The organism is Aquabacterium sp. A08 (assembly GCF_011742065.1).
This window is the reverse complement of the sequence record NZ_JAAQQT010000707.1, coordinates 1-16,645: the sequence shown is the minus strand read 5'-3', so window position 1 is coordinate 16,645 and position 16,645 is coordinate 1. Positions and strand designations below refer to the sequence as shown.

Annotated in this window: 16 protein-coding genes; 12 read left to right on the top strand and 4 right to left on the bottom strand. The window is 66.8% G+C overall.

Going from position 1 to position 16,645, the window contains the following annotated elements:
- The first annotated feature begins 84 nt into the window (after positions 1-84).
- The 5 genes from HA630_RS22035 to HA630_RS22015 all read left to right on the top strand — a co-directional run bounded on the left by HA630_RS22035 (position 85) and on the right by HA630_RS22015 (position 5,865).
- Positions 85-339, top strand: coding sequence for a hypothetical protein (locus HA630_RS22035; RefSeq protein WP_166837726.1), 255 nt, complete (start codon positions 85-87; stop codon positions 337-339).
- A gap of 299 nt (positions 340-638) precedes the next feature.
- Positions 639-1,256, top strand: a complete 618-nt coding sequence (locus HA630_RS22030; RefSeq protein ID WP_166837724.1) for a hypothetical protein — start codon at positions 639-641, stop codon at positions 1,254-1,256.
- A 37-nt stretch (positions 1,257-1,293) separates the two neighbouring features.
- Positions 1,294-2,982 (top strand): hypothetical protein, encoded by a 1,689-nt coding sequence (locus HA630_RS22025; protein WP_166837721.1) that lies wholly within the window; start codon positions 1,294-1,296, stop codon positions 2,980-2,982.
- A 15-nt stretch (positions 2,983-2,997) separates the two neighbouring features.
- Positions 2,998-5,181 carry a hypothetical protein gene (locus tag HA630_RS22020; RefSeq protein WP_166837719.1) on the top strand — a complete coding sequence of 728 codons (2,184 nt, stop codon included), beginning with the start codon at positions 2,998-3,000 and terminating at the stop codon, positions 5,179-5,181.
- Positions 5,182-5,190: 9 nt separating this feature from the next.
- Positions 5,191-5,865 carry a hypothetical protein gene (locus tag HA630_RS22015; RefSeq protein WP_166837717.1) on the top strand — a complete coding sequence of 225 codons (675 nt, stop codon included), beginning with the start codon at positions 5,191-5,193 and terminating at the stop codon, positions 5,863-5,865.
- A 76-nt stretch (positions 5,866-5,941) separates the two neighbouring features.
- Here HA630_RS22015 and HA630_RS22010 read toward each other — a convergent pair whose 3' ends face one another.
- Together HA630_RS22010 and HA630_RS22005 are read right to left on the bottom strand one after the other, a co-directional pair.
- Complete coding sequence (locus HA630_RS22010) at positions 5,942-7,276, bottom strand: FAD-binding oxidoreductase (protein ID WP_166837715.1); 1,335 nt, start codon at positions 7,274-7,276, stop codon at positions 5,942-5,944.
- Between the two features lie 103 nt (positions 7,277-7,379).
- Complete coding sequence (locus tag HA630_RS22005) at positions 7,380-8,624, bottom strand: YbfB/YjiJ family MFS transporter (protein ID WP_166834259.1); 1,245 nt, start codon at positions 8,622-8,624, stop codon at positions 7,380-7,382.
- Between the two features lie 42 nt (positions 8,625-8,666).
- Between HA630_RS22005 and HA630_RS22000 the strand changes: the two genes are divergently transcribed.
- A complete protein-coding gene (locus HA630_RS22000; protein WP_166834260.1) occupies positions 8,667-10,028 on the top strand; it encodes an aspartate aminotransferase family protein in 1,362 nt (453 codons plus the stop codon).
- Positions 10,029-10,040: 12 nt separating this feature from the next.
- Here the strand turns inward: HA630_RS22000 and HA630_RS21995 are convergent, their stop codons facing one another.
- Positions 10,041-10,625: a hemerythrin domain-containing protein gene (locus HA630_RS21995; RefSeq protein ID WP_166834262.1), complete on the bottom strand. Its 585-nt coding sequence runs from the start codon at positions 10,623-10,625 to the stop codon at positions 10,041-10,043.
- 84 nt (positions 10,626-10,709) lie between these two features.
- On the bottom strand, positions 10,710-13,022 hold the full coding sequence (locus tag HA630_RS21990; protein ID WP_166834264.1) for a cation-translocating P-type ATPase: 2,313 nt from the start codon (positions 13,020-13,022) through the stop codon (positions 10,710-10,712).
- 116 nt (positions 13,023-13,138) lie between these two features.
- Here HA630_RS21990 and HA630_RS21985 point away from each other — a divergent pair, with 116 nt between their 5' ends.
- The 6 genes from HA630_RS21985 to minE all read left to right on the top strand — a co-directional run bounded on the left by HA630_RS21985 (position 13,139) and on the right by minE (position 16,645).
- Positions 13,139-13,336 (top strand): heavy-metal-associated domain-containing protein, encoded by a 198-nt coding sequence (locus HA630_RS21985; protein WP_166834266.1) that lies wholly within the window; start codon positions 13,139-13,141, stop codon positions 13,334-13,336.
- Between the two features lie 18 nt (positions 13,337-13,354).
- Complete coding sequence (cueR, locus tag HA630_RS21980) at positions 13,355-13,792, top strand: Cu(I)-responsive transcriptional regulator (protein WP_166834268.1); 438 nt, start codon at positions 13,355-13,357, stop codon at positions 13,790-13,792.
- Between the two features lie 104 nt (positions 13,793-13,896).
- Entirely contained in the window at positions 13,897-14,406 is a 510-nt protein-coding gene (locus HA630_RS21975) for a Spy/CpxP family protein refolding chaperone (protein ID WP_166834271.1), read from the top strand.
- A gap of 401 nt (positions 14,407-14,807) precedes the next feature.
- A complete protein-coding gene (minC, locus tag HA630_RS21970) occupies positions 14,808-15,545 on the top strand; it encodes a septum site-determining protein MinC (protein ID WP_166834273.1) in 738 nt (245 codons plus the stop codon).
- A 21-nt stretch (positions 15,546-15,566) separates the two neighbouring features.
- Positions 15,567-16,379, top strand: a complete 813-nt coding sequence (gene minD / locus HA630_RS21965; protein ID WP_166834275.1) for a septum site-determining protein MinD — start codon at positions 15,567-15,569, stop codon at positions 16,377-16,379.
- 5 nt (positions 16,380-16,384) lie between these two features.
- A complete protein-coding gene (gene minE, locus HA630_RS21960) occupies positions 16,385-16,645 on the top strand; it encodes a cell division topological specificity factor MinE (protein WP_166834277.1) in 261 nt (86 codons plus the stop codon).

The following is a 16,645-nucleotide window of genomic DNA, read 5'->3' as shown; positions in this document are numbered from 1 at the left end:
TGTTTTCTTAGGGTTTGCCATAGGTTTCGAGGAGTTTCGATACCCGCCTTCCGCATCCGGCACGCCGATCTGCGCCAGAAAATCATGTCGGTCGAGGCCATCGCCGCGCTGATCCACCACGGGGAGCACGTGGGTGTGAGCGACTTCACCGGCGCCGACTACCCCAACCTGTCCGGCCGCAACACCCGCTTCACCCCGCCGGACGAAACCCCCAACCGCATTGCCGCGCAAATCCTGGACTTTTTGGGCCACGAGGTGAAAAAAGGTCGTCAGCCGCCCGAGCTGCCGCCGGTGCGATCGGGCGTTGTCAACATCACCAACGCAGCGCTGTCGGGCTGAACCAGAGCACCTTCGAGCGTGTGACCGGCTATACCGACGTGCGGCAGGATGACTGAACAGGGCCTGGGCGGCCTGCACACCCCGCACCTGCTGAACGAGTCCCTTAGCTGGCGCATCCGCTTTGAGCGCGAAGGAAGCATGGTGGTCGGCTGACACACCACCGACCGCCCACTGGTCCAGGGCGATATCCCGAACGCCGCGCTTCGGTAAGCGGCAATGCCTTGCCACGCTCAAAAATTCGCGGAATATCCCACATTTGGCAGCCAAATTACAAATTCAAACGCTTGTAATTTCGCTTTATGGTGTATAAAATTTCACTAAAACACTATGGGAGTTTCAGAATTTTTATTTCATCTTCGTTTTTCAATGGCGGCTTGAAGATCGCAGCTCATCTGCTGGTGGCCGGTGCTTGTTCCATCGCCCTCACTGGCTGCGATCAGGCACGCACCCAACTGGCCGAATTCATTGCTCCGCAAACGCCTGAACGGGCGTTGCAAGAGACGAGTCGGCTCATCAAAGAAGGCCAGTACGCGCAAGCCAAAGACTTGGCCGTGTCCCGCGCCCAGGAACCCAACGCTCCGCTGAAGGGCGAATTCGCTTACGCGGCTGCTCGGGCCTTGGCGTTGAGCGGCGACACACAGGTCGCGCTGGACCAGCTCGCCGTTGCCGTGTCGCTCCTGAACTTGTCCCCAGAAGTGCCCATGAGCGAACCAGCCTTCGAAAGCTTGCGCACCCAACTGCGCTTTTTGCAGATCGTCACCCAGATCGGGGTGGCCCCTACCTCGACGGATGAGAACACGCACACGCCCTCCGCCCAAATCGGTATCGAAGCAACCGCTGGCGACACACAGATCCGCATGGACGCAAAAGGAATCGAGGCTCGCGCCGGCGACGTGTCAGTGAAGCTGCCGAATTGACGCCTACCCCTTGTACACCCCCTTTCTGGATTAATCGATGAAAAAATCCCTCTTGGCCATTGCCTGCTGCCTCGCCCTCGGCCTCTCCGTTCAAAACGCTGCCCAAGCCCAAACGGTTTCAGCCAGTGCGCAGACCAAAATCACCGTCACCAAAGGGGCCAGCCCGGCCGCCCTGCGCCGCCAGCTGAAGGAACAACTGGAAGTGCGGGCTGTGAAAAACCTCTTAGAGGCGGCTTTCGCTGTGCGCATGACCCCTCAGGTGGAAGCCAAGCTGCCGGAGCTGGTGGAGTTGCTAGGTGACGCCATCCAGATCTCCATGGACCCGCCGGACGGAGAGGTGCTCACGGGCAAAGCCACTATCAGTGTGCCCTCGGCCAAACTCAAGGAGTACCTGACCAACAAAGGCATAGGCGCGGGCGACATCGCCGCAAAATCGGCCAAGATTTTGGTCTCGATCGACGAATTCATCGGCGTGGCCACCACGAACGATGCCACCAAGGCCGTCGAAACCGAGGTGAACTACTCCCACGACAAGAGCTCGTTCTCGGACACCAGCTCCAAAGCCTCGGGTAGCAAGAGCCAGTCCGCATCATCGGCCAGCTCCTCCAAAACCGACGTGAGCTACGCCAACCGCGAAGCCGTGGCCGTTTCGGGCAGCAAATCCTCCGCCGTCTCGGCCCGCCAAGACACTGCCGTGGCCGGTCGTCGCGACAGTGCCGCTGCGTACGAGAACGCTTACGGCAGTGCTGCTGGCGCCTCGTCGTCCCAGTACGCCGGGGCACAAAGCTCGCAGTACGCCGCAGCACAAAAGTCGCAATACGCTGGGGCCGCCTCGTCTTCGACCGCCTACGCCGACAAGAGCCAGGCCGCCAGCGCCAAGAGCTCGGCGTCCGCCTCGTCTTACAGCGGCGAACAGAAGAACATCCAGCAGCAAAACGACAAGGTCAGTTACTCCGTCCGAACGCGCATGCCGGAGTTCAACAACGCCAAGGCCTTGGGCGCCCAAGACCGTGTGCTGACCTCGCGCCTATCGGGTGAGTTCCAGAACAACGGTCTGCGCCTTGTGGCCGAAAACGATCTGCGCGCCGAGGGCGGCCGGATTCTCCCGATGTTCGAAATCACCAACAACGGCCGCATTAACCAGTTCGTCGAGCTGATCCAGAAAAAAGGCATTGAAGCCGACGTGTGGGCCACCGGGCAAGCCAACTACACCATCGTGGGCACCACGGCGACGGGCACGCAATGCAACGGCAACTTGGCCGTGCAGGGCCGCTTCATCGAAAGCAACGAAATCTTTTTCGAGGACTCTCTACAAGCCGCGGCATCCGGCAATGGCGACCAGGATTGCCGAGGCCGTCTGGGGATCGCGTTGGCATCGTCACTGGCGAAAGTGCTGGGCGAACGGGCCACCAAAGAGCTCAACGCCCGCAGCTCGCGCGGCAACGTGTACACGCTCTACCTTTACAGCGCCAACCAATTGCGCCGGCAAGACCGCCGGGCCTTTCAGAACCTGCTCGAATCCGTGGACGGCCTGCAAGCCAGCGAACCCAACACGCAAGAGCGTTACATGGCCGTCAACGTGCAGTACGCGGGCCGTTTGAAAGACACGATCGACCGCATGCTCGACAAACTGCCTTGGGAAAATGCCGAAGTGGTGGGCCCAAAGGGCAACAAAATCTGCATCGGCATTGAGGGTTTCGGTGCCTGCCCCACGGAACTTCGTTGACCACGGAGAGCTGGCGTGAAACGCATTTTGCTGAGCTCGCTGGCACTGGCCAGCACCCAACTGGCTTGGGCCGCGGCCGAGTTCCAGTACTACGTGTTCCCGGTTCAAAGCATCACGGGACTGAGTCAGTCGGCCACGGCTGCCACCGGTAGCGGGCCGAAGTACGGCGGCATGATCAACGAAAAGTATGCCGATTTGCTGTTCGACGCTCCCGTACAGCAATCGCTGCTGAACGGTTTTCGGGAAGAAGTGCGCAAGCGCTTTCCACAGGCGGTGGTGGGGGCTAACCAGATCGCCAGTGTGCGCTCGGGCAAATACGCGTACCTGCCGTACGACAACGCGCAGTGCAACCCCAGCTTCACGGTGAACTACAAGGACGCCTTTGCTGTGGCCATGGGGGTGAGTCGCTTCTCGGCGTACATCAACAAGTTCGGCGACTACGTTGACGCGTTGATTCCTATCACCTACACGCTGCGGTTCGTCAAGCTCAACGGCGCCGACGTGGCGTTCTCGCGCAGCGAAACCATCTACACCCGCTACAGCACCACGGCCAGAGAGTTTTTCGCCCCCAACGGGCAAGACATCGCCCCCGCTGTGATCGATAAACTCAAAAGTGCCATTCAGATCGATGGCACGGCCATGACCGCCCGGTTGTTGGACACTGCGGCCAAGGGCTTCTCGCCCAAGCAGACGGAAATCGGGGTAACAGGGCGGGATGGGGACTTCATCGTTTTCAGTCACGGCAGCGAAGTCGGGTTTGCCTCGAACCAAGAGTTCGAAGCGTACGACGATAAAGGCCGCGAGTTGGCCTACACCGTGGTGTACGCCACCCACGGCCTGGCGGTGGCGGTGGCGAGCGACTATGAGGGCGACATCAAGCGCCTGAGCAACGGCGTTCGCACCGGTGACAACCTGTCTTTCCGTTTCACAAAACAAGGTCAGGACGACGTCAAACCCACGCTGTTCGTGTCGCAGTACCAACCCATCGCAGACACGAAATTGACCGAGTACCAGGTGATAAACAACGCGCTGACGGCAATCGCCACCGACGACATCGGCTTCACCGCACCCTTTAACATCGTCAAACACGACGCAGATTTCTCCCGATTGAAGGAGCAGATCCGCTCGGAAGCCAACTGCGAAAGTACGATCTACCGGACCGCGCGCGGCTTTGCCGACAACACCACAATCCAGCGCCCGCAGCCCGATTTCTACCTCAAGCTAGACAGTTTCAGCTCACCTGCCGTCACCTCCTGGGGCACGGGCCGCGTGAATTCGAACACCGTGTTCTCCAACGCTGTGACGCTCTCTGTCATGGACCGAAATGGGGTGATTACCCAATCCTTCCTGGGAAATTCGCCCTACACCTTGGTACGGAACGCAGGCAAGGGGCTATCGCAAGAAGAAGCAGGCGAAGTCAATTTAAAGAATGCAGCCATGGCGGGTATGCAAAGCATGATCACCCGCTTCAACAGCACTGCGAAAACCGTGGCCATCCGGTCGGTCAGCAACGGAGTGGCCACGCTGGCGCAGCCCCTGCACGTGAACGTCCTCAAACAAGCGCGACTGGTTCGACCGCTCAAAGCGAACGGCAAGCAGATCGCCATGCCCCTACCGGGTAACGTGGCCCAGTTTGTGGTGCCTTCGGAGAACGGGGACCGGATCGAGGTCAAAGGAGATGTCAAACCATCGGACGTGCTCGTCATCAGCGGCACTGACGTTTCCCAACAGGGCTTGGCTCGGTGCGACGCTCGCCGGAGTCGATTTTTGACGGAGAACCTGAACCACCCGTCGAACGGGGACGGGGCCGTGGCGGCCTACTTGCTGCACCGGGTCAAGGGCTACAACCTGCTGGAGGTCGACCAAGCCTACCTCCGCTCGGTTGAACGCTCTTTGCAGGAAGGCTTTTTCAGCAGTACGCAAGTGGCACCGACCGTGACCCCCACCAGTTGCTACGTCGTGCTCGAACAGCAGCAAATTACCAGCAACCAATGCACGGGCGAGTTGTGCTCGGGAACCGCCGTCGTCGGTTCGGGCATCCGCATTTACACAGGCGAGACCAAGGTCGTCGAGTCTATCCACGGCGCTCGTTTCGAATTCAAGGACATCCCTCCCGATGCCCTATCCCCATTCGTGGGTGTGAAGGCCTACGAAAACCACATGGGTGCCCTGCCCATTCACTCAACCAAACTGAACTAAGGACCAATAATGAAACGCGAATTCCTGACCCTGGCATTGTCCCTGGGTGTGCTCGGCACGGCACATGCTCAATTCGGAGGCCTAGGTGGCCTGATGGGTGGCAGCAAAAACAGCGGTGGTGGCGACGTCAGTGCTCTTGTGGACGAGTTCAATCGCGACAGCAGCTTGATACAGGCAGCCGTAGCCAATTCCTTGACCCAAATTATCGCCGCCTTAGGCGACAAGGAGCAGATCGCCGTCGTGAAAGCCAAGAACGACAGCCTGAGCAAGACCACTGACGCCAAGGAAATCGGCAGCATCCAGGGCTCTGTGATCAAAGAGCAATCGGCTGTGGCTCAGCAACTGCTTGATTCGGCGAGCGCCAAAGAAAAGATGGAAAAAATGGCCCCTGAGATGCAGAAAAAGGTCAGCCTGTCCATTTTGAACGTTGGTATCGCGGGCTTGAAAGTTCCGTCGATGCTGGACAAGGGCAAAAAAGCCATGGAAGGCGTGGGCAACAACCCGATGATGATTTCCAAAATCGTCCCGATCAAGGACGGCGTGGCCTTGTTCTCTGACACGCTGCCGAAGATGACTCAGATTGCCAGCGTCGGTTTCAAACTGATGAAAGACGTGAAAGTAGACGCGGGCACTCCCACAGCTGGGGCGAAAATGGAACCGGTTAGCGTGAGCTTCCCCGAGTAAGACCTTAGCCTTCGAACGAAAAGCCCCACGGTTTGACGAAGCCGTGGGTTTTTTTGTGTGCACAGGCGATTTTGGTTCAGCCCAGCACGTCTTTGAAGCGGTGCCACAGCATGCCCAGCGCCAACACCGGCGTGCGCAGCCGGGGCCCGCCGGGAAAGGGCCGGTGCCGCAGGCGGGCGAACACGTCGAAACGTTCGGCCTGGCCCTGGATGGCCTCGGCCACCAACTGGCCCGCCAGCCCGGTCAGGGCCACGCCGTGGCCGCTGAAACCCTGCAGGTAGTACATGTGCGGTCCGACGCGGCCAAAGTCCGGCGCGCGGTTCATGCTGATGTCCACAAACCCGCCCCACACGAACTCCACCGGCACCGCGGCCAGTTCCGGGAAGATGGCCACCATGCGCTGGCGCATGACCTGCGCCAGGCGCGGCGGCGTGCGGGTGGTGTAGCTGACGCGGCCACCGAACAGCAGCCGGTGGTCGGCGCTGAAACGGAAGTAGTCGAGCACGAAGTTGTTGTCGCACACCGCGGCGTTGCGGGCGATGAGCCGCTGGCAGAGTTCGGGCGCCAGCGGTGCCGTGCCGATGATGTAGGTGCCCACCGGCATGGTGCGCGGGTGGATCTGGGGCAGCACGCCGGGCCCGTGTTCGGGCAAGCTGCAGTTGCCGGCCACCACGGCGTAACGGGCGCGCACCGTGCCCTGCGGCGTGTGCGCCACCACCCCCGCACCGGTCTGTGCCAGGGCGCGCACCGGGGTGTGCTCGTGCAGGATCACGCCCAGGCCCTGGGCCGCCCGCGCCAGCCCCAGCCCGTACTTGAGCGGGTGCAGGTGGCCCGACAGGCGCTCGTAGCCGGCCGCATGGTAGCGCGCGGAGCCGATGTGGCGCTGCACCTCGGCGCCGGTGGCCAGCTCGCACGCCAGGCCGTAGTCCCGCGCCTGGGCTTCCAGGTCGGCCAGCAGCGCGCGCGCCTTGCCGGGCGAGTCGGCCACGTACAGGTAGCCCTTGACCGCGTCGCAAGCAATGCCGAAACGGTCGATGCGCCGGTCGATCAGGTCCAGCGCCTGCAGCGACAGGTCCCACGCGCGGCGGGCGTCGGCGCGGCCCAGTTGCTGCTCGAACGGCCCCTGGCCCGAGGCGTAACCGACGATGGCCTGGCCCCCGTTGCGGCCGCTGGCGCCGCTGCAGACGCGGTCTGCCTCCAGCAGCAGCACCCGGAACCCCCGGTCGGCCAGCTCGAGCGCGGCGCTCAGGCCGGCAAAACCGCCACCCACCACCAGCACGTCGGCCTGGGCATCGCCCTGCAGCGGCGGCTGCGCCGCGCCGCGCGCGACACTGGCTTCGTAGTAGCTGTGCCGGTTGAGCTGGGTGTCGGACCGCAGCAACGATGGAACGGACAGGGGGGCGATCGGCATGGGGGTCCACCGGATGAATGGCCCTGTAAGTTAACCTTGGATCACCGCATCGCCGGTGCCATTTGGTCGCCGTCGGGCCCGGCCAATCGCAGCAGAGGGCCGTTCAAACCAGCGCCTTCTGGCGCCAGGCCAGCGCCGCCCCCAGCCACAGCGCCACGGCCGAAAACACCAGGCCACGCGCCAGGCCGCCCGGCCCGTCGGCAATGAAGCCGACCACCGTGGGCCCGACGATCTGCCCGGCCGCGAACACGGTGGTGAAGGCGCTGATGCCTGCGGCCCAGCGCACCGGCGGCAGGTTGTGCCGCACCAGCGCCGTGGTGGACGCCACGACCGACAGGAACACGCCGCCGAACAGTGCGCCCGAAGCCAGCAGCACCGGCCAGGCCGAGGTCAGCGCCGGCAGCACCGTGGCCAGCCCGAGCAGGGCGTTGAGCCGCGCCAGGGGTTGGCCGTTTTTGTAGCGGTCCAGCAGGCCGGCCCAGATGCGCGACGACGCCACCACCGCCAGCCCCAGCAGGCTGTAGAAAAAAGTGACGGCGCCGCTGCCGTGCCCCTGGTCGCGCAGCAGCGCGATGACGAAGGTCATGTAACCGATGTAGCCCACCCCGAACAGGGTGTAGCCCGCCAGCGCCGGGGTGAAGCGCCACAGCGACACCGGGGCCGGCGCGGCGGGGGCAGAGGCGGCCGTGGCGGTGCTGGCACTGGCCCCGCGGTCGTGCCGGCGCAGGGCACCCGCCACCCAGGCCAGCGCCCCGGTGGCCAGCGCGCACAGGCCGGCCAGGGCCCACCAGGCCCAGGCCCAGGCGTGCGGCCGATCGGCCAGTGCCTGCAGCACCCAGGGCACGGTCACGGCCGAAGCCACGATGCCCCAGCCGGTGCCGCCGTAGTACAGCCCCAGCAACAACCCGCTGCGCAGCGGCCAATGCGCGCCCAGCCGCGCCGCCAGCAAGCCCCCGGCGATGAACACCCAGGCACTGGCCAGACCGGCCAGCAGCCGTTGCGCCAGCAAGGGCGCCGCGTCCACAAAAAAGCCGCTGCCGGCCATGAACCCGCTGGCCAGCGCCGCGCCCCACAGCAACAGCCGTTCGGGCCCCAAGCGCCGCATCAGCCACGGCGTGGCCAGGGCGCCCAGCAGGTAACCCAGGGCGTTGAAGGTGTTCATGGCGCCGGCCAGGGTGTAGCTCCAGCCCAGGTCGGCGCGCATGGGCGGCAACAGCAGGCCGTAGGCAAAACGCGTCACTCCCAGCGACACGGCCGCCCCCAGCGACAGCACCAAGGCCAGCCGCCAGGCCAACCCCGGCAATTCGGTGGAAGGCCCCCCAGCGGACCCATCAAACGGTGTAGACATGGTTCCGCATTCTGCGCCCGCCCCGCCGTAAGCTGTGGCCCCATGAGCGACACCCCCGTGATGCCTCCCCGGCTGGCGCCGCTGTTCGCGGCCGAACGCCAGCGTTTCATCGATGCCCACCCGCGCTCGCTGGCCCTGTCGCAGCGGGCACAGGCGCACTTCCTGTTCGGCGTGCCACTGCACTGGATGCGCGACTGGCCCAGCCCCGCCACCCTGTTCGTGCGCCAGGCGCAGGGCGTGACCCTGGAATGCGCCGACGGCCTGCGCCACACCGACTTCTGCCTGGGCGACACCGGCGCCATGTTCGGCCACAGCCCGCCCCCGGTGGCCGAAGCCATTGCCCACCAGGCCGCGCGCGGCCTGACCTGCATGCTGCCCAGCACCGAGGCGGCAGACGTGGGCGAACGGCTGGCGCAACGCTTCGGCCTGCCCTGCTGGCAGCTGGCCCTGACGGCCAGCGACGCCAACCGCTTCGTGCTGCGCTGGGCGCGCGCCGTGACGCGGCGGCCCCAGGTGCTGGTGTTCGACGGCTGCTACCACGGCGCGGTGGACGACACCCTGGTGGACCGCGACCCCGCGACCGGCCAGACCGTGCCGCGCCCGTCGGTGCTGGGGCAGGTGCACAACCACGCGGCCCACACCCGGGTGGTGCCGTTCAACGACCTGGCCGCGCTGGAGGCAGCGCTGGCGCCTGGCGACGTGGCCGCGCTGCTGGCCGAACCGGCGCTGACCAACTTCGGGCTGGTGCCGCCCGCACCCGGCTTCTGGGCCGCGGCCCAGGCCCTGTGCCAACGCCACGGCACCCTGCTGGTGCTGGACGAAACCCACACCCTGTCCTGCGGCCCCGGCGGCCACGCGCGCCAGCACGGCCTGCGGCCCGACGTGCTGGTGGTGGGCAAGGCGGTGGCCGGCGGCCTGCCCTGCGCGGTGTACGGCTTCACCGGGGCACTGGCCGAGCGCATGCGCGCCGCCAAGGACGGTGCGCCCGAAGGCCACAGCGGCATCGGCACCACCCTGAGCGCCAACCCGCTGACCCTGGCCGCCCTGCACGCCGCCCTGAACCACCTGCACACCGAAGCGGCCTACGCCCCCATGCTGGCGCGGGCCGAACAACTGGAGCAGGGGCTGCTGCGGCGCATCCAGGCGGCGGGCCGGCCCTGGACCGTCACCCGCCTGGGCGCCCGACTGGAACTGCAGTTCATGCCCCACACGCCACGCCACGCGCAGGACGTGCGCGACCTCGGCCAGCCGGCGCTGGAGGCCTGCACCCACCTGTTCATGCTGAACCGGGGGGTGTTGCTCACCCCCTTCCACAGCATGATGTTGTGCGCCCCGGCCACCACCGCAGGCCAGGTGGCGCAGCTGCTGCAGGCCTTCGACGAACTGCTGGCCACCCTGCCCTGAGGCGGCCTCGGCTCAGCCACCCAGGCCGATGGGCGCCGGGGCGTCGTGCAGGATGCGCTGGAACAGCCGCTCGTACAGGGGCGCCGGCGCGTGCTGGCGCGTCAACGGATCCTGGTTGGCGGCAAACGCTTCGTCCAGCGCGGCCCAGTCGGCCGCACCCAGGCAGCGCTCGGCCACCGGCAGGATCTCGGTTTCCTCGGTGCGCATGTGCTCCAGGTAAAAACCGACGTAGCGGTCCAGCGCCTGCACAAACGACTGGCGCCTGGCCGCGCCCAGGAACTTCCACGCCAGCAGCTGGTGCTGCAGGGCCCGCACCGCCACTTCGCCCTGGATGTGGTCCTGCTCCAGCCGCTCGATGGCGGCCATGGCCTCGGGCGCCGCCCGCGCCACGCGCGGGAACAGCAGGTTCGACTCCTTGGGGTGGTGCAGCCGCTCCGGGAATTCGTCGATGTAGAACAGCATGGCCTGCACCGTGTCGAAAAACCGTTCGTCCGGCTCGACCGGGGCTTGCCGCACCAGCTGTTGCAGGGAGCGCAGCATGGCGGCCAGCGCCATGTGTTCGTCGCGGATGGTGCGCAGGGATGCGGGGATGGCCATGGGGAATCCTCCTTCAATTCTGGAAGCATGGCAGCCCGCGGGCGGAGCGGTGTTGACGCAGGTCAAGGCGGCCGGGCGCGCGCTTCAGCGTGGCGGGACCGACCCTTGCCCCGGTCGCCAGCGCTGCAACAGCAGGGCGTTGGTGACCACGCTCACCGAACTCAGCGCCATGGCCGCGCCGGCCACCACCGGGTTCAGGTAGCCCAGCGCCGCCAACGGGATGCCGGCCACGTTGTAGGCAAAGGCCCAGAACAGGTTCTGCCGGATCTTGCCCACGGTGCGGCGCGAAATGTCCAGCGCGGCGGCGACCAGGCGCGGGTCGCCCCGCATCAGGGTGATGCCGGCCGCGTGCATGGCCACGTCGGAGCCGCCGCGGGCGTGGCCCATGGCCAGGCCCACGTCGGCGGCGGCCAGCGCCGGGGCGTCGTTCACGCCGTCGCCCACCATGGCCACGCGGTGGCCGCCGGCTTTGAGTCCGGCCACATGCGCGGCCTTGTCGCCGGGCAACACCTCGGCCAGCACCTCGCCGGCCTCGGGCCGCAGGCCCAGGCGGCGGGCCATGGCCTCGGCGGCGCCGCGGTTGTCGCCGGAAATCATCACCAGCCGCAGGCCGCGCGCGCGCAGGCCGGCCACGGCCTCGGCGGCACCGGGTTTGGCCTCGTCGGCAAAGGCCAGCAGCGCCAGCGGGCGGACCGGGCCCACGCCGTCCGCCGTGTCCTGGCCCGCCCCCACGGCCAGTGCCGACACGGTCGCGCCCTCGGCCTGCAGGTCGCGGGCGGCGTCGGCCAGCGGCCCCAGCGCCACCCCCAGTTCGTCCATCCAGCGCAGGCTGCCCAGGTACAGGGCGGCACCCTGCACCCGCCCGCGCGTGCCGCGGCCGGGCACCGCCTGCACGTCTTCGGCGGTCTGGGCGTCGGTGGACGCGTGGGCTGCGGCCTGCACCACGGCCCGGGCCAGCGGGTGTTCGCTCTGCGCCTGCAGCGCGGCGGCGGCCTGCAGCGCGCCGGCGTCGTCCACCCCGTCGGCGGGCACCAGCCGCAGCAGGCGCGGCTCGCCCACGGTCAGGGTGCCGGTCTTGTCGAAGGCCACCGTGTCCACCCGGTGCGCCAGCTCCAGGGCTTCGGCGTCTTTGATGAGGATGCCGTGCCGCGCCGCCACCCCGGTGCCGGCCATGATGGCCGCGGGCGTGGCCAGGCCCAGCGCGCAGGGGCAGGCGATGACCAGCACCGCCACCGCGTGCAGCAAGGCGTCTTCCACCGGTGCACCCTGCCAGCCCCACCAGCCCAGGAAGGTCAGACCCGCCAGCGCCAGCACCGTGGGCACGAACACCGCGGCCACTCGGTCCACCAGCCGCTGCACCGGGGCCTTGGCGGCCTGGGCGTCCTGCACCAGGGCAATGATGCGCTGCAGCACGCTCTGCGCGCCCACCGCCGTCACCCGCACCTGCACCGCGCCGTCGCCGTTGAGGCTGCCGCCGGTCACGGCGTCGCCGGCCTGCTTGGGCACCGGCATCGGCTCGCCGGTCAGCATGGACTCGTCCACCTGCGTCTGGCCCTGGTGCACCGTGCCGTCGGCCGGCAGGCGTTCGCCCGGGCGCACCAGCACCAGGTCGCCGGGCAGCAGTTCGGCCACGGGCACGTCCTGCAGCGCTTCGCGTTTCACGCCGTCGGGCAGCAGGTGCGCCATTTCGGGCCGCAGCGCGTGCAGTGCGCGGATGGCCTCGGTGGTCCGGTGCTTGGCGCGGGCCTCCAGCCACTTGCCCAGCAGCACCAGGGTGATGACCACGGCCGAGGCCTCGTAATACAGGTGCACCATGGCGCCGGTTTCGGCGCGCCACCAGAGCCAGGTGCTCATGCCCCAGGCCGCGCTGGTGCCGATGGCCACCAGCAGTTCCATGTTGCCGCTCAGCGCCTTCAGCGCGTGCCAGCCGGCGCGGTAAAAACGCGCGCCCAACACAAACTGCACCGGCGTGGCCAGCAGGAACTGGATCCACGCGGGCAGCATCCAGTGCTGGCCGAACAGGTCGCCCACCATGGGACCGGCCAAGGGCAGCGACAGCAGCACGCCCAGCCACACCGGCCAGGCGTCGCGCGGCACCCCGAGCCAGGTCGGCGCGGTGGCATCGGACGGTGACGCCAGTGGCCGGGGCTCGTAGCCGGCGTCGCGCACCGCGCGCTGGATGCGCGCGGTCATGACGCTGGCCTCGGCGTCGGCCTGGGGGGTATCGCGCCAGCGCACCCGCGCCGATTCGGTGGCCAGGTTGACCGCCGCGTCCTGCACGCCGGGCAACTTTTTCAGCGCCCGTTCGACGCGCGAGACACAGGAGGCACAGGTCATGCCGCCGATGCCGAGGTCCAGTTCGCACAGCTCGGGGGCGGGGGCGGGGGCGGTGTTCATGCGCGCAGTATGAACCTTGCCACCGTGTCAGCGTCAAGCGGTCGGGCAGGTCTTGACCTTTCCACCGTGTCAAGGTTCATACTTGTGTCCGTTGTCCCCCCCTTTCAGGAGCCCCCATGAACCAGACCTTCACCGTGACCGGCATGACCTGCGGCCATTGCGAAAAAGCCGTGACCCAGGCCATTCGGGCCGTGGACCCGCAGGCCCAGGTACGCATCGACCGCGCCCAGAACCGGGTGGAGGTGGACAGCACCCAGCCGCGCGCAGCCCTGGCCCAGGCCATCGCCGAAGAAGGCTACGCGGTCGCCGCCTGACGGCCTGAACCGCCGCCCATGGCTTCGCCACCCGACACCACCGCCCGGCCACCCGGCGGCTGGCCGGTCCACATCGGCCAGGCCGCGGCCCGCTCGGGCGTGTCGGCCAAAATGGTGCGGCACTACGAAACGCTGGGGTTGCTGGCGCCGGTGGCCCGCACCGACAGCGGCTACCGCCTCTACACCGAGGCCGACGTGCACACGCTGCGCTTCATCAAACGCGCCCGCGACCTGGGTTTTTCCATGGCCGACATCGGCGAACTGGTGGGGCTGTGGCACGACCAGGGGCGCAGCAGCGCCCAGGTCCGGCAGATCGCACAGCGGCAACTGCAGGCGCTGGAGGAGCGCATCGCGCAGCTGCAGGCCATGGCGCGCAGCCTGCAAGGGCTGACCGCGTGCTGCCACGGGGACGACCGGCCGGACTGCCCGATCCTGGACGACCTGGCCGGGCTTTGACCCCGCTTGACGCTTCTTTACACCGGCGTCACATCGCAGCGGTGGCCACGACACACGCGCGGCCGACACTGGCCTCACCGCAACCCCCAAAGAAAGGCCCGCCCATGACACCCCTCACCCAACGCCTGCTCATCGCCGCCGCCACCGCTGGCGTGCTGGCCACCACCGCCAGCGCCTGGGCCTTTGGCGGCGGCCGGGGCCACTGCGACAGCGCGCCAGACGCTCCGCGCGCCGAACGCCTGCAAGAACGCCATGCACCACGCCTGGCCGAACACGAAGCCCGCCTGAAAGACGCGTTGAAGCTGACGCCGGCCCAGGCCGGCGCGTGGCAGGCCTTCAGCACCGCCATGCAAGCGCCCAAGACAAGCAAGCAAAGGCTGAACCGCGCCGAGTGGGCCACGCTGACCACGCCCCAGCGCATGGAAAAGATGCAGGCCCTGCGCGCCGAACGCGACGCCCGCCTGAACGAACGCCTCGAAGCCGTCAAAACGTTCTACGCCACGCTCAGCCCCGAGCAGCAACAAACCTTTGACGCCCAGCACCAGCGCCTGGGCCGCCACGGGGGCCCGGGCCGCGAACGGCCAGGCCACCCGCACCCGCCACGGCACGGTTGACCGGCCCTGCCGGCGGGCACTCCGGCCCCCACCGCCACCCACCAGCCCCCGGGCTGGTTTTTTTTCGTCCGCACAACCCTGTGGACAAAAAAAGAACAAGCGGCCAGTTGTCCACAGCCTTGGGAAAAATCGAAAAGTTGTGCCCAACCACGCGCCGCGTTCCCAGGGTCGGGTCCACACCTTAGTCCGGTGTTCAAGTCCATGATTTGCCAACGCTTTTGGCCCTTGTGCACAGCCGGGGCCCGGCTCTACTACTACGACTATTTTGAAAATTAAGAACAAAGACAGGTAGTTGGACAAGCTTTTGGCGCCCGCGAGGCACCCGGGCAGGCCCACCGGGGCTCGCGCCCCAAAACCCGCGGGCCGGCTGTTAAGATTTGGTTTTTTCAGGCCCACACCGCATGAACTCCCCCGCCGCCGGCGCCCGGTCTTTCGAGATCAAGAGCGCACAACTGCCTTTGGTGGCACTGCTGCTGCGCTCGGCAGACCCGGCGACGCTGGACCAGGACCTGACCGAACGCTTTGGCGCCCACCCGGACTTTTTCGACCAAGACCCTTTGCTGGTGGACATGACCGGGCTGCAAGACCCGATCAGTCCGCTGGAAATGCAGGCCCTGCTGGGCGTGCTGCGCCGCTTTCGGCTGCAACCCGTGGCCTACCGCGGCGGCAGCGCCGACCACCAGGGCGCCGCCGCCCAGGCCGGCCTGGTGCGGGCGGACGAAGCCAGCTGGGTGCGGGCCCAGCCCCACCCCACCGAGGCAGCGCCCGCGGCCGAACCCCCATCCCCGGTCGCGTTGGCGGCCCTGGTGGTGGACCGCCCGCTGCGCTCCGGCCAGCAGGTCTACGCCCGCGGGCGCGACCTGGTGGTGCTGGCCATGGTCAACCCCGGGGCCGAGGTGATCGCCGACGGCCACATCCACGTGTACGCGCCGCTGCGCGGCAAGGCGATCGCCGGCGCCCGGGGCAACGCCGACGCCCGCATCTTTGCCCAGACGCTGGAGGCCGAACTCGTCTCCATCGCCGGGGTGTACCGCACCAGCGACGTGGCTTTGCCCGACAATGTGCGCGGCAAACCGGCCCAGGTGCGCCTGCACAGCGGCCCCGACGGCGACAAGCTGTTGCTCGAACCCCTACTCTGACGCTTGGAAAGAACCCCCAATATGGCCAAAATCGTTGTCGTGACCTCCGGCAAGGGCGGTGTGGGCAAAACCACCACCAGCGCCAGCTTTGCCACCGGTCTGGCGCTCAAAGGTTTCAAGACCGTCGTCATCGACTTCGACGTCGGCCTGCGCAACCTCGACCTGATCATGGGCTGCGAACGCCGCGTGGTGTACGACTTCATCAACGTCATCCACCACGAAGCCAACCTGAACCAGGCGCTGATCAAGGACAAGCAGTGCGACAACCTGTTCGTGCTGGCCGCCAGCCAGACGCGCGACAAGGATGCGCTGACGCAGGACGGCGTGGAGCGCGTGCTCAACGACCTGGCGGGCATGGGCTTTGATTACATCGTTTGCGACTCGCCGGCCGGTATCGAAACCGGGGCCCTGATGGCCATGCACTTTGCCGACGAAGCCCTGGTGGTGACCAACCCCGAGGTCTCCAGCGTGCGCGACAGCGACCGCATCCTGGGCATGCTGGGCAGCAAGACGAAGCGCGCCATCGAAGGCCAGGCGCCGATCAAGGAACACCTGCTCATCACCCGCTACAACCCGAGCCGGGTGCAGGACGGCCAGATGCTGTCGCTGGAGGACATCCAGGACATCCTGCGCATCCCGCTGATCGGTGTGATCCCGGAAAGCGAAAGCGTGCTGCAGGCGTCCAACCAGGGCGTGCCGGCGGTGCACCTGCAGGGCAGCGACGTGTCCGAGGCCTACAAGGACGTGATCGAACGTTTCCTGGGCAACGACCGCCCGCTGCGCTTCATCGACGCCGAGAAGCCCGGCTTCTTCAAACGCCTGTTCGGGAGGTGAGCGGCATGTCTTTCCTGTCTTTCCTGCTGGGCGAAAAAAAGAAGTCGGCCAGTGTGGCCAAGGAACGCCTGCAGATCATCCTGGCGCACGAACGCAGCGGCCGCAACGCCGCCGAGCCCGACTACCTGCCCGACCTGCAACGCGAGCTGATGGCGGTGATCAGCAAGTACGTGCGCATCAACCCGGACGACATCAAGGTCCAGCTCGAACGCCAGGACAACCTGGAAGTGCTGGAAGTGAAAATCGAGTTGCCGGACGCCCGCTGA